The sequence below is a fragment of the Fundicoccus sp. Sow4_H7 genome (assembly GCF_052115865.1).
Taxonomy (GTDB): domain Bacteria; phylum Bacillota; class Bacilli; order Lactobacillales; family Aerococcaceae; genus Fundicoccus_A.
On the sequence record NZ_JBQKME010000022.1, the window covers coordinates 1 to 14418 of the forward strand.

12 protein-coding genes are annotated in these 14418 nt (G+C 34.8%); 5 read left to right on the forward strand and 7 right to left on the reverse strand.

Annotated elements, in window-relative coordinates:
• Positions 1 to 228: 228 nt before the first annotated feature.
• The 3 genes from ACTQ54_RS12210 to ACTQ54_RS12220 form a co-directional block, all read right to left on the reverse strand.
• Positions 229 to 795, reverse strand: a complete 567-nt coding sequence (locus ACTQ54_RS12210; RefSeq protein ID WP_441757217.1) for a hypothetical protein — start codon at positions 793 to 795, stop codon at positions 229 to 231.
• 73 nt (positions 796 to 868) lie between these two features.
• Positions 869 to 1402 (reverse strand): transcription repressor NadR, encoded by a 534-nt coding sequence (locus ACTQ54_RS12215; RefSeq protein WP_441757218.1) that lies wholly within the window; start codon positions 1400 to 1402, stop codon positions 869 to 871.
• A gap of 16 nt (positions 1403 to 1418) precedes the next feature.
• On the reverse strand, positions 1419 to 2348 hold the full coding sequence (locus ACTQ54_RS12220) for a magnesium transporter CorA family protein (protein ID WP_441757219.1): 930 nt from the start codon (positions 2346 to 2348) through the stop codon (positions 1419 to 1421).
• 243 nt (positions 2349 to 2591) lie between these two features.
• Between ACTQ54_RS12220 and ACTQ54_RS12225 the strand changes: the two genes are divergently transcribed.
• A complete protein-coding gene (locus tag ACTQ54_RS12225) occupies positions 2592 to 3584 on the forward strand; it encodes a hypothetical protein (RefSeq protein WP_441757220.1) in 993 nt (330 codons plus the stop codon).
• A 61-nt stretch (positions 3585 to 3645) separates the two neighbouring features.
• Here ACTQ54_RS12225 and ACTQ54_RS12230 read toward each other — a convergent pair whose 3' ends face one another.
• Positions 3646 to 4455 (reverse strand): helix-turn-helix domain-containing protein, encoded by an 810-nt coding sequence (locus ACTQ54_RS12230; protein WP_441757221.1) that lies wholly within the window; start codon positions 4453 to 4455, stop codon positions 3646 to 3648.
• 112 nt (positions 4456 to 4567) lie between these two features.
• On the opposite strand from ACTQ54_RS12230, the gene ACTQ54_RS12235 reads away from it, so the two are divergent.
• Together ACTQ54_RS12235 and ACTQ54_RS12240 are read left to right on the forward strand one after the other, a co-directional pair.
• Positions 4568 to 6577 (forward strand): beta-galactosidase, encoded by a 2010-nt coding sequence (locus tag ACTQ54_RS12235; protein WP_441757222.1) that lies wholly within the window; start codon positions 4568 to 4570, stop codon positions 6575 to 6577.
• 32 nt (positions 6578 to 6609) lie between these two features.
• Positions 6610 to 8928, forward strand: a complete 2319-nt coding sequence (locus ACTQ54_RS12240; protein ID WP_441757223.1) for an alpha-L-arabinofuranosidase C-terminal domain-containing protein — start codon at positions 6610 to 6612, stop codon at positions 8926 to 8928.
• 199 nt (positions 8929 to 9127) lie between these two features.
• Here ACTQ54_RS12240 and ACTQ54_RS12245 read toward each other — a convergent pair whose 3' ends face one another.
• Positions 9128 to 9979 carry an AraC family transcriptional regulator gene (locus ACTQ54_RS12245; RefSeq protein ID WP_441757224.1) on the reverse strand — a complete coding sequence of 284 codons (852 nt, stop codon included), beginning with the start codon at positions 9977 to 9979 and terminating at the stop codon, positions 9128 to 9130.
• 130 nt (positions 9980 to 10109) lie between these two features.
• Here ACTQ54_RS12245 and ACTQ54_RS12250 point away from each other — a divergent pair, with 130 nt between their 5' ends.
• Both ACTQ54_RS12250 and ACTQ54_RS12255 read left to right on the forward strand, forming a co-directional pair.
• Positions 10110 to 11993: a glycoside hydrolase family 2 TIM barrel-domain containing protein gene (locus ACTQ54_RS12250; RefSeq protein WP_441757225.1), complete on the forward strand. Its 1884-nt coding sequence runs from the start codon at positions 10110 to 10112 to the stop codon at positions 11991 to 11993.
• Complete coding sequence (locus tag ACTQ54_RS12255; RefSeq protein ID WP_441757226.1) at positions 11980 to 12933, forward strand: beta-galactosidase small subunit; 954 nt, start codon at positions 11980 to 11982, stop codon at positions 12931 to 12933. Before ACTQ54_RS12250 ends, ACTQ54_RS12255 begins: the two co-directional genes overlap by 14 nt.
• Positions 12934 to 13441: 508 nt before the next feature.
• Here ACTQ54_RS12255 and ACTQ54_RS12260 read toward each other — a convergent pair.
• Positions 13442 to 13846, reverse strand: coding sequence for a VOC family protein (locus ACTQ54_RS12260; protein ID WP_106193140.1), 405 nt, complete (start codon positions 13844 to 13846; stop codon positions 13442 to 13444).
• Between the two features lie 102 nt (positions 13847 to 13948).
• Positions 13949 to 14317, reverse strand: a complete 369-nt coding sequence (locus ACTQ54_RS12265) for a site-specific integrase (protein ID WP_441757227.1) — start codon at positions 14315 to 14317, stop codon at positions 13949 to 13951.
• Positions 14318 to 14418: the final 101 nt, after the last annotated feature.

Below are 14418 nucleotides of genomic sequence, written 5' to 3' on the forward strand. Positions count from 1 at the left end.
ATAATCCATATTCTTCACTTAATTCTCTAAAACTTTTCCCATCCTCTAAATACAATCGAATAAATCTTTCCAATTCTTCCCACGTATGTTTACTATTTGAACGCATAAAAATTCCCCCAAAAGTAGTTTTACTTTTTCAGCGTCTACTTTAGGGGGAGCATATCACAAAAAATGTGACTTGACCTTTAAAATGTTCCTCATCATTCTTCATGACAAAGACTTTATATTCTATTCAACAAAATTCGGCAATTGGATTTGAGTGCGATGATTTAACACACGACCAAAATAATAACTTAACTCAAAATCGATCATACCGTGAATGACCGTTCCGATTCCTACTAAGACAAATAGGGTATACCAGAAATTAGCGTCTAATCCCTGCGATCCAGCGGCAGTGAAAGCAAACACAACGATTACTTCACCGATTCCGTGAATTAAGTTCAAAACAAAACTAAATAAATACCTCTGCAAAGCTGTCTGCAATCGATAATTGTCTTTATCTAGATAATAAGCTCCAACACTGACGAAAAGAAGATGTGATAAAGCTCGAAAAACAATTACAATAGGGAAGCCACTAATGAAAAAGCCTAAGGCTGTTCCTAAAGAAACAAAAATTGCAGTTGAAGGTGAAATGAACATTGCCAAAAATAAAGGAATATGACTTCCAAGTGTGTAAGAAGCTGGACCAATAACTAATCGAATGGGCATGACCATCGGAATGAGAATACCAATCGCAGTTAAAGCAGCTGTTATGGTAAGTTGTAGAGCCCGTGAGCGTTGTTTCGTATGATTCATTTAAAAACTCCTTTATAATAACTTAATCACATAATAGTTATTATAAAACTAAGCTTTACATATGTCAAGACACCTATGCCAAATCCTCATTTAACAAGAACCCCGCCGACTCTAAAGCGTCATGTAATTGATCAAAACTTTGCTTATCCACACAACTCACCGTATGAATATGAATCCCAGCGGTTAAGCTACTCAAATAGACACCATCATACAAAGTCATTTGTTCCACAAAATGATCAACATCTTGATGGTCGCGGATATTTAATGGGGCAGTAATTAAACCATAAAAAGGATGGTCCACTTGAATATCCTCAACTTCACCCCCGTGGTCGACAATTAAACGCAATTCCTGCTCGCTCATTGCAGCCTCGTGCTGAACCACCACTTTTGCGGTATACCGACGCGATCTTGGTGCGATTTGTGATGTTAATAAATATCCCTGATTCGTAGCTAAAATATCATAATCACTTGCACGCAACAAAGCGATATCACCTACAATGATTTGCCGACTCACATCAAATTGCTTAGCCAATTGAGAGGCTGTCACAGGTCCAGTTTGAGTTTGTAAAAATTCCAATATATGTGCTCTACGATCTTTTGCTTGCATAGCGACTCCTTTCACATTAAATCCATTTATTTTTCTTGAATAACATATAAACTATCAGCATTAACAACCCAGAACCAACAATTAATAGAGTATGGGACATATTATTTTCTGTTCCTGGTAAGGGAACATTCATTCCCCAAATCCCAGAAATAATGGTTGGAATCGTCAAAATAATCGACCAAACCGTCAATACCTTCATAATATTATTTAAATTATTATTGACTACATTCGATAAAATATCGCTAATCTTATCATTATACTGCCTTAACCGATTAATCGTTGCTTTGGCTTGCTTTTGTTCAATCAAAACATCATGAATTTTTGAATAAATATCAGCGTTATTATCATCCGCTTTAACCACTTTATGCAACGATTCAATCACTTGCTGATTCTGTTCAATCGCCACTTGAAAATTAACTAAGCCACGATTAATCCCCATCAATTGGAAAAAAAGTTCATTTTCAGTGCGGTGGACCACCGTCATTTCTAAATCCATAATGATTTCTTCAAGGTCTTCAATAAAAAGTAAATAGCTTCTGGCAATCAACCGCAATATTTCAAGCATAATCAACTCTGGCGAATCAAATGTTACCTTTTTAGAATCATCTATTAAATAAGAATAAATATCCGTAAAGGATGACTGAAAACTCGTAATCAATGTCTCATGGTTATAAACGATGGAAATAGCTTGCGTTTGATAACGTTGACGAATATCTTCATTTTCTTGAACATAAGGATAATTAATGACTAAAAGTGTAAAATGGTCACCATTTTTATTAAGATGTTCCTCTAAACGAGATATTTCATTCGTATCTAAACTACTTGTAATGAAATCATGAGGCAGATCAAATTCATTTACCAATTGATTAATTTCATCTACAGAAGCATCTTCAAGTTGAATCCATTGGTAAGATTGGTTATTAGTAGGTTGAATGGTTTTAATCACATAGAACACTCCTTTAGTTGATACAATTATCATAGCATGAAATGTAAATATTAAGAATAATTTAGATTAGTCACAGTGCATTAGATTTAATGAATTGAGGGAGTTTTATGCGATTTTATCAAAACACAACATATAGTATGTGTGAAAAATTAAGACACAAATTGTGCTGTTGAAATACCCTCATCCCCGTGAGGGGTCGGTTACTGGACCTATGGCTTTGGTTATTGTATTTATTTTGCAGAAATGTATCATGAAGTAACGGGGAATGATCACTATCTTACCCATCCTAAAATAAAAGCAATCGCTACTTTTCCATACTATGCCATGATTGAAGGAGAAAAGTCAGTGCCTTTTGGCGATTATAATGATGCAGAACTCCCATCAGGCTTATTAAGTTATTTACATCAAAAATTTGATGTTCCTATTCCTGAAATCAAGCAACCAACTAGTTTATTATTCGACCACTGTTATCGGTTTGCACATAACTTATTTAACTTCAAATATAGTCAAGCGCATCAAGATGACAAGCAATCTTTTGTCCACTTTTTTGAAAATCGTCAGTGGTTAGTCTCCAATGATAAAGTGAATGGTATTTACTTTGCAGCGCGTGGTGGAAGTAATGATGAAAGTCATAACCACATAGATTTAGGTAATTTTGTGTATGGTAGTCCAAGTCACTTATTTTTAGATGATTTAGGTTCAGGAGAATATACGAAAGATTATTTTATAGAAGAGACGCGCTATAAGCACTTTGTTGTTGGAGCGACGGGACATTCAATTCCATTAATCAATGGAAAAACACAACAAGCTGGTCCTGTTTCAACTAAAGTAATTGACTATCGTAGCTCCGAAAAAGAAGTAGAGTTTGTATTGGATCTAACAAATACTTATAGTGAGAATGCTGAATTAGTGTCCTTTGTGCGCAAGTTTATATACAATCGCTCCAATGGCCAATTAATGATCCAAGATGAATTTCAATTTCAACATGGCCAAAATCAAGTAACTGAGAATTTCATTTCTAGAGTAAAATCTAGCTTACAGCCAACAGTAGATGATGGCAATCGCAAAGATCATTTAAGAGTTAATATCGAACTTGAAGAAGCTGATGTAAATATTCACCAACAAAATTATATTGACCATTTTGGTCAAGAAGCAACTGCCTATCAGACTCAGGCGACTTATTACACTGAAGATGAGAAGTTAAAAATTACCTTATTGATCCATCTTGAAAAATGAAAGTTGCACTTATAATTGACAAAGCCTATCCTCCGTTCTTTTGAACGACGGGATAGGCTTTTTATTTTGCCGGAGGATGTATTGTTTTTTGAATATGTAGCGCTCTAAAATTGGCTGGAGTCATGTGGACTCGTTCTTTAAATTGACGATAAAAATGAACCGCATTTTTATAACCGCATGCTTCCATTACTTGCTGGATTGATAATTCAGTTGTCGTTAACAAAGTTTTAGCTAACTCTGTTCGAAAATAAATAATGTCAGCGAGATAAGTAGACTGAAAAAAATCTTTATATAAATGATGAAAATGTGAGACACTAATCCCTAAAGAGCTAGCCAAACTATCGGCAGTCATTGTGATAGATGGATCTGATTGAATGTCAAAACGAAGTTCTTGAAACAGGCGATAATAATGATTGTTATAAATTAAGTTATGGCGTTCATCATAGGAATCCCTCAAGTTATTCAAAAGAACTTTAAATAATAAATGCATGTTTTCATCTTTGATGGTGGGTGAGGCATATTCTTTTTCCCATAAAAGTTGTTGTAAATATACTTCATGCTGTGCAATACTCTGACAGTTAAATAATTTATTTAAAATGGGCGACATAGTTTGAAGGGGGTTTTTATCTTTGGTATCAAAAAACAGCCAATCATCAATATATTCCCCGTTTGGATTATAATATTCATAAGGAGTATGGCGATCGATTAAGATCACTGAGTGAGGAGCTACTCTGTGACTTTGATGATTTAAAAATAAAATAGCCTCTGTCTTTATAAAAAGAAGTAAATATCCATCAATTCCATTTGCTCGCTTCATCCTAAAGTTTTCTTTATGCCGGGTATTAATTCCGCCATCTAAAATTTTAAGCATCTTTATCCTCCGATTGCAGAAAAGGTTAGTTTATTACAGTATAATCTATTATATTCCTTTTTTATATGCGCTACAATAATTTAAAACAAATGAATAATAGGGAGCTATATTTATGAAAGGATTACAATTTGGAGTAGATTATTATCCAGAACATTGGGACAAAAGTAGGTGGCGGACTGATTTATCAATGATGAAAGAAATGGGCATTGATTTAGTAAGAATGGCTGAGTTTTCATGGAGTCTTCTGGAAACATCAGAGAATAAATTTAACTTTGCTTGGTTAGATGAAGTCATTGAACTTTGTGCAGAATATGATATAAAAGTAGTCTTAGGAACTCCGACTGCTGCTCCACCTGCCTGGATTATTGAACAAGCACCAGACATCCAGCCGATGGCTTCAGACGGGACACGTCGGTATTTTGGTGGTCGTCATCATAGCTGTCATTCCCATCGTGAATACCGTAAACATATCGAACGTTATGTCACTAGATTTGTTAAGCATTTTACTCAGAATGAGCAAGTAATTGGTTGGCAAATTGATAATGAATTAGGAAATAGTCATGGAGATTTGTGTTATTGTGAACATTGTGAAAGCCGTTTTCGAGAATGGTTAAAAGAAAAATATAGCACAATCGATCAAGTGAATAAAAATTGGGGAACGGCTTTTTGGAGTCAAGGATATAATAGTTTTGATCAAATCCATTCACCTAAAGTAACTGCTTCTGGACAGAATCCATCCAGGTCTTTAGAATGGAAGTTATTTCATTCAGACTTAATTAATGAATTTCATGCTTTTCAAGCGAAGATTATTCGCCAATATTCAGCAGATCGTTTCTTAACACATAACTTAATGGGCTTTTCTAATATTGTTAACTACCATGATTTAGCTAAGCAATTAGATTTTGTGAGCCATGATCAGTATGTAGAAGGCTATTGGAGAGACTTTGACCGTGATCAATTAGCTGAAGAACGCGATGCAAAGTATACTTTTCCAGCAGCTGAGTTAGATTTTATTCGAAGTATTAATAAAGATAATTTTTGGATTATGGAACAACAAACAAGTATTTCAGGTTGGGAAATTTTAGGCAGAACACCTAAGCCTGGACAAATTAGTTTATGGAGTGTCCAATCAGTTGCGCATGGAGCAGATACAATTGTTTATTTTCGTTGGCGGTCTAGTCCAATGGGCACAGAACAGTATTGGCATGGTATTTTGCCACATTCAGGTATTCCTGGTCGTTCATATAATGAAATAAAGGCTTTGATTACAAAAGTTAAACCCCTTATGCAAGAAATAAATGGTTCCTTACCTCAGCCAAAAGTTGCGCTTGTTCACTCATATGCACAACATTATGCAATGGAAATCCAGCCCCATAATCCGGATTTAAATTATATCGATTATTTGCATTCCTACTATAGAGAACTCCATCGCAGAAATATTCCGGTTGATTTCGTTCGTGAATTAGAGGACTGGAGCCAGTATTCAATCGTTATTGCGCCTTTACAATATTTGATGAGTCCAGAACAAGAAGAACATTTTGCAAGTTATGTCAAAAATGGTGGCAGGTTAGTAGTTACTATGCGAACAGGTGTGAAAGAACGCAATAATATAAATATGCTGGATAAAGCATTGCCTGGTAATTTGAGTAAGGTCTTTGGAGTAGAAATCCATGAGTATGATAGCTTACGTCGCACTCAAGTTAAAGTAGATTTTGCCGGGGTCCAATCCTATGGAAATAAATGGGCAGATATTTTAGTCCCAACAACTGCTAACCCTCTTGCATACTATGACTCAGAATTTTATGCAGGAGAAGCAGCAATTACAGTTAACGCATTTGGAGAAGGCCAAGCTTATTATGTGGGCACTCAATTAGATAAAGAATTAATGAGCCAATTCATAGATGAACTGACGCAAGGCTGTATAGATGCAGTTCCAACACCGGCTGGTGTGGAAATTGCTTATCGGGAGCAGGCTGAAAAAAGCTATTATTTTGTTTTAAATCACAATGATCAAGCAATAGAAATTAACTTGCCTACTCATTGGGAGAGTTACTTTGATGACCAAAATAGGACTTTGATTGAAGGAAATGCTTATCAAGTCTATTATCTAAATAAAAAATGAATGAATAGAAGAATGAAGGAGATATCGGATTAATGACAAAAATTAAACTTAACTATGACGACAAACTAGTGGAACTAGGGGACCTTTATGGGATTTTCTTTGAAGATTTAAACCATGCAGCCGATGGAGGCTTGTATGCTGAAATGATTCAAAATCGTTCTTTTGAATTCAATCGAATAGATCATGCGACTTACCATGCTCTATATGGCTGGGAAGATGTCAATGGCAATGATTTAGTAGAACAACAGTTAGAGTTACGAGTTCTCTCTGACAATCCCCTGCATCCTAGAAACCCACATTATTTAAAAATAAACAGTTTAGAAGAAATCACAATTCGAAATCGAGGATACAATCAAGGCTTATATTTACAAAAAGGTGAAATTTACAGACTGTCATTCTTTGCTAAAGCGGACTTTAAAGGACAAAAAGTTAGCCTTCAGTTCCAAGATGCAGCAGGCAAAATCTATAATCAAGAGACTGTCTCTATAAATAATGGAGGTTGGTCTAAATATTCTATAGAAATGAGCATGCCTGAAACGGTTGTAGATGGAAGATTGGCTGTATCTTTTCCAGCAATTACTGATTTAGCCATTGATATGATTTCAGTTTTTCCAAAAGCGACCTTTAAAAATAGAGAAAATGGTTGTCGTAAAGATTTAGCTGAGAAATTAGCAGAGATGAAACCTAAGTTTTTACGTTTTCCAGGTGGTTGCCTTGTTCATGATGGGAGTTTAAATAGTGAAGATCGCGACTCGATGTACCGTTGGAAAAATACGATTGGACCGGTCGAAACTAGACCAGCTAAACGAAACAATTGGGGATATAATCAATCTCTCGGTTTAGGCTTCTTTGAGTATTTCCAAATAAGTGAAGACTTAGGCGCTAAACCAATCCCTGTCTTACCAGGCGGATGGGATCCACATCATAAACGAGCAGTCGCAATTGATGAGCTTGACCCGTGGATTCAAGATGCGCTTGATTTGATTGAGTTTGCTAATGGAGATGTATCGACCGAATGGGGCGCAGTACGTGCTGAAATGGGCCATCCAGAACCTTTTAATTTAGAGTATTTGGGCATTGGGAACGAAGAAGTAGGGCAAGAATTTTTTGATCGTTATGCTTATTTCCATGAGGCGATTCGTAAAGCTTATCCAAATATAAAGCTAATTAATTCTGCTGGACCTTTCTCTGAAGGAAGTGAATATGATAGAGGGTGGAAAAGTGCTCTTGAACATCAATCTGACTTAGTGGACGAGCATTATTATGCAACTCCTGAATGGTTTTTAGCTCACCACCATCATTATGATCATTTTGATCCAAATGGGCCTAAAGTATTTTTAGGTGAATATGCAGCTAAAGATAATCGCTGGCGTAATGCTTTAGCTGAAGCCAGTTACATGATTGGTCTGGAGAGAAATGCTGATAAAGTAGCTTTAGCTTGTTATGCACCCTTGTTTGCTAATGAGGATTATGTGAATTGGCGTCCGAATCTAATCTGGTTTAACCAAGAAAAAGTGTATGGTTCTGTGAATTATGATGTGCAAAAATTATTTATGACTCAACAAGGGACGCATAATATTGACTTTGACATCCAAGATATGCCAGAATCTATTCTATTAGAAGATAAGGATATTACAGGTGATTTTGGCTTAAGTGGTGACTGGGCTGATATTGAAGTAGACGCTTTAACATTCACAGATAATGTAACGGGTGAAGTGACTAAATTTGACAAGCAAACTATAAAAGATAATGAGCAAAAGATTCTTGGTCAAACAAAGAGTACGCATTATACAATTAATTTTGATTTCGTCAAAACCGCCGGCTTAAAAAAGAAAGGATTTAAATTCTTCTTTGGTCGCACAGATAATCAAAATCTATATAGCTGGAGTTTAGGTGGTTGGGAAAATCAAGATTGCTTAATTTCTTCTATTAAAAATGGAGCGGAAAGTGTACTCACTCAAACAATGTGGAAAGTTGAAACCAACAAACATTATAGTTGTCAACTAGAAGTAAAAGAAAATAAAATAATCACGAAAATTGATGGGGTAGAATTCAATCACACAGAAGAATTACCACTAATTGTAAAAGCTGCTTATGTGAATGCCGTTTATGATCAAGAATCAGATAATTATCTTTTAAAAGTAGTCAATGTAAAAGAAGTGCCTTTTACTTTTGAATTGGATAATCCAACTTCACAAATTAAATTAACTCAATTATCAGCAAGCCCTGATACAAAAAACACATTAGAAGAATCAAATCAAGTTGTTGTAAAAAGTGAACTAATTGAAAATGATATGAATACATTTAATGTAGATCCATATAGTGTAATGTTTCTTGAAATAAAACGGTAATTGAAGAAATAAAGTAATTACTTTAATTCTTTAAGAAAATTGACGTTCATTGGTACATAAATACAAGACCAGCATGTAATCTATGCTGGTCTTGTGCTATTTAATCGTAAAGTAAAGTTCTCTTACTTCTAGCTATCATCTTGATTATCTTAACTCATAACAACTAAGGCTTTGCTTTACTATAAGAATGGGGTATCGGTTAAAATAAGTCTTCCATTAAACTAGCATCATGTGGTATTTTGCGGAATAGAGTTGGGCTTTTATCAAAGTATTTTGAAAATACTTTTGAAAAATAAAGCGGGTCAGAGTAGCCGATTTTTTCGCTAATTGCAGCAATCGATAAGTCAGTTGTGGTTAATAAAGTCACAGCTGTACGCATTCTTCTTTCGAGTAGGATTTGAGAAGGTGGTTTATTAAAATTCTTTTTAAAAATCTTATTCAAATATCCCCGAGTCACACCGATGTAATTAGCTATCTCTGTAATTGAAATATCCTTTGCATAATTAGCATAAATGTAATCGAGAGCAATCTCAGCATAATTTCGATTGTTGGGGCTGTACTCGATTGTAGTTAAGGGGAATTCCTTTCTAGCATGATAGAGAAACTCATATAACTTAATTTGGTACCAAAGTGTATCGATTGATTGCCCTTGGTGCTGCAAGCTGTAATCACATATTTCAAGAATAATTTTTTTACACATACTGTCTGCTTTAAAAGTGAGGACATCTTCAGTTAATAACGCATTACTATTTAAATAGGTCTTAAGCTTATCACCGCTGATTCCAATCCAATAGGTTTTCCAAGGATCTTTGTCATCAGGGAAATACTCTACTTCTTGGCCCTTCCTTAAAATGAATCCATCCCCTTTACTTAACTTATGTTCTATGCCATTAATTACAAAGTACCCACTACCTTCCGTAATATAATGAATCACAAAATTTTGGTAAGTAATGTATTTGTAGTGAGTCATCATTAAGAATTTTTGAATCCCACATTCATCTAATTTCACATCATTTGCTTCTGTTTCGAAATGTAACCATAATTCTCTCATATCAACCTACCTTTTTAGGATACATTTTTCCATATATTTATTAAATTATAACATATGCATTTGAATCCTGTTTGCTATACTAAGTTTAAAGTAATCGCTTACTATTTTACTTACAGAAAGGATTGAAATTATGACTCCAGATATCAGTTGGTTAGATAACCCTGAGATATTTCGTGAAGGAAATATAGCTAGTCGCAGTGATCATAAGCACTACAGAAGCTACCAAGAGTTTGAAGAGAAGAAAAGTAGCTTTGTCCAGTCATTAAATGGTGATTGGTCATTTGTCTATTCTAAGAACCCAAAAGTGAGACCTCTTAATTTTTATGAAACAGATTTTGATGCAAAAGAGTTTGATCTAATCAGTGTCCCTTCACACATTGAATTTAGTGATCATGCTCAGCAACATTATGTGAATACAATGTACCCTTGGGATGGCAAGCAATATCGTCGTCCGCCTTATACTTTAGATTATAAAGAGATTAAAGGGGTTTTCAGTGAGTCAGATGATAATTCAGTCGGCTCTTATATTAAAGAGTTTGATGTTGAGGAAGTGAATCCTTCCAAACGTTATGTTTTACAGTTTGAAGGTGTTGAACAAGCTATGTTCTTATGGGTGAATGGTCAGTTTGTTGGCTATGCAGAAGATAGCTTTACTATTTCAGAGTTTGATATCACAGATTTTATAAAAGAAGGAACAAACAAACTAGCTGTTGAAGTCTATAGATATTCTACAGCAGCTTACTTGGAAGACCAGGACTTTTTCCGTTTCTTTGGGATTTATCGCAGTGTGAATTTATTGGAAGAACCTATTGTTCATCTAAATGATTTAAAGATTGAACCGACTTTAAATGATGATTTTAAAGTAGGAACACTAAAAGTTACAGGGAGTTTTTCGGGCGATAATTTTGAAGGCTATCAAATACGAGCTAAAGTCTTAGATTCATCTAATAAACAATTATTTGATGAAACAAAATCAGTTGAAAAGAACAGCATTATTTTAGATCAAGTTTTCAATGATGTAGAATTATGGAGCAATACGAGTCCAAAATTATACCAATTATTTATTGAAGTATTAGATGAAAAAGGTGAGTTAATAGAACTTGTACCTTATCAATTTGGCTTTAGAAGAATTGAAATCATTGATAAAGTCATTTATTTAAATGGCGAGCGACTCATTATAAATGGGGTAAATCGTCATGAATGGCATCCAAGAAAAGGTCGTTCAATTGGTTTAGATGAAATGATTGAAGACATTGATATTTGTCGCAGAAACAATATTAATGCTGTGCGAACTGCCCATTACCCAAATCAAATTGAATGGTATTATTTGTGTGACCAAGCGGGTATCTATTTGATGGCAGAAATGAACTTAGAATCACATGGAACTTGGCAAAAAATGGGGCAAGTTGAGCCTTCCTATAATGTTCCTGGATCAATCTCGCAATGGGAAGCCGTAATTTTAGATCGAGCAAAAACTAATTATGAAGTGTTTAAAAACCATACGTCAATCTTATTCTGGTCATTAGGTAATGAATCTTTTGTTGGGGATGTTTTGGAAAAAGCTAATGCCTACTACAAAAATGTTGATCCTTCGCGCCTTACTCATTATGAAGGAGTCGTTTTTGATGAGAATTATAAACCGACCGTATCAGATGTTGAGAGTAGAATGTATGCTTATCCAGAACATATTAAGGCGTATTTAGACAATGACCCACAAAAACCATTTATTTTATGTGAGTTTATGCATAATATGGGGAACTCTATCGGTGGATTTGGATCTTACATGGAATTACTTGACCTCTATCCGTCATATCAGGGTGGGTTTATATGGGACTTTATCGATCAAGCAATCTATGTACATGATGAAGTGTCTGGAAAAAAAGTCTTAAGATATGGTGGCGACTTTGATGACCGTCCGTCTGACTACGAATTCTCTGCTAATGGAATTGTTTTTGCGACAAGAGAAGAAAAACCAGCAATGCAGGAGGTGAAATATTACTATGGAAAATACTAAAGCATTAGAAATTATCTATGGTGATGTGAATTTAGGAGTAAAAGGATACAATTTTCATTATATGTTTAATTACTCTCGTGGAGGGTTAGAATCACTATTAATTGATGATTATGAGTGGTTGTATAGAGCACCAAAACCTACTTTTTGGCGAGCGACGACAGATAATGATCGAGGAAATGGTTTTTCAGAAAAATCTGCTATGTGGTTTGGGGCGGATATGTTCATTAATTTTAAGGGCTTTGAAATTAAAGTCGACTCACAAGTAATTGAACGTCCTACGGGTACAGTAGCTAATAAATATCAAGGCAATGAGACTGCAGAAACCATAGAAATAGCTTATTTTTATGAAACTTGCACCAACCCAGCAACTGAAATCACTGTGACTTATCTTGTAGAAAAAAGCGGCGAAATTAGTGTAAAGGTTAAATATTCAGGCAAAAAAGATTTACCTGAATTACCTGCCTTTGGCTTAAGATTTGTGATGCCAACACTGGCTGAGTCTTTTGAATATAAAGGATTATCAGGTGAAACTTATCCGGATCGAAAAGCTGGAGGAGTAGAGGGTGTGTATCAAGTGGATGATTTATCACTGACTCCTTACTTGGTACCACAAGAGAGTAATTTACATTGTGATACGAGTTGGGTCAAAGTTAATCGCAAAACAAGCTTAAACAATGCCTATAAAAATAAAGAAGTAAAAAGCTTAACTTTTGAAAAAATAAGTAAAGAGTTTGCCTTTTCTTGTACACCATATACTGCAATAGAAGTAGAAAGTGCTACTCACCATGAAGAATTACCTCTTCCAAGAAGGACTGTATTAAATATTTACGGAGCAGTTCGTGGTGTTGGAGGGATAGATAGCTGGGGTTCTAATGTAGAGGAACCATATCGTATTTCGGCAGAAGAAGATATTGAATATGAGTTTAAGATAAGTTTTTAGGATAGACTTTGAGTGAATAAACCTATTCGGAAGTCTTGAGGGCTTGTATTTTTGTGAGGGAAATGCAAAGCAAATATCCTTCACTCTATCTCAAGCCAGAACTTCAAACTTTATCACTTTAAATTTAATAAACCACCTATAATCGCAACCATTAAGCGGTTATGGGTGGTTTAGTGTTTTTAGATGTATTTATAATGTTAATTTCTTGACTAGCTTTTCTCATCGTAAAGCTTTAGAGTCATTAATTTCTTAGAACGTTTATCTGCTTCAATTAAGGCATGCGACATATCGGGTATATCTGATTCATCCCCCAACTCCCCTCAACTCCATTATAGCTTTACTAAGGTTTCCTAACAGCTTCTAAACGCTGGTAGGAAGCCTTTTTTAATTCTAGAGCTTTGCTTACACTTGCTATAAACCATTACCAACCATTACCATTTCCATTACTACTGGAAAAAGGGTAATGGTTTTATTTTTAGTGATATTTTTTATATACAGATGAATTAAGTCAACCATTAATCTCATATTCACTACAGGTTATCTCAATCGTATTATTCATTGGATCTAAGACTGGAAAACTCCAGTAACCAACCCATTGTGGCACGCTATGGTATGTCTTGACCCTTTCCTTTTGCAATCTAGCAATGACTTGATTGTACTCATTCGATTCAAATGCTATTGACCAACTCGTCCTAGGCGCCACCCCACCTTTCCATCCAGGTTGGATGGAAAACAAAGGAGAAGCTTTCTTAAAGTCTTTGTGGTATTGAATGGATAACTGATGGTTGTTTATATTAAAAGCAATATCGTCTTCTTCATCCCATATAAGCTCTAATGCTAATATTTCTGAATAAAATTTTTTCGTCTCACTCATATTATTTGTGAATAGATACGTAAATCCTAGATTAGCCATTTTATATTCCCTTCTCCCTTTTTATGAACTACTTAATATTTATATAAAATATCGGAGACTTAATCACGTAACAATAATTGAGCTCTCTTTTAACTATTATTACTAATTCTCCATAAACTTCGCAAACTTATCTGCGGTATCTTTCTTTTCTTCTTTTGTAACGTGAGCATAGATATTCATTGTTGTTTGAATATCCGTGTGTCCTAGACGAGCCTGATACATCTTCCATTGCTTCAAGAGCTTCATAGAGTCATTATCCATATCAATAATTCTTCTACCGTTCACTGTCTTAGTAGGTTGCATGATAATCTTGTTATTTAAGCCTCTAGTGAGTGTTTTATTGATATTGAGGGTAGATGTATCGAAATCAATATCTGACCATTTAAGAGCTAGTATTTCTGATTTTCGAGCACCGCTGTACGATAATATCCTAAAGTACGTATATCCGTTTACATCTAAATTTTCAACCATTGTATCTTTAGTTATATTCAAATTTAAATTTTGTTTTAGAACGGTGTCTATACATTCAAAGTATTTCTAATAATAACACAGTTTATTGATACGCATCAATT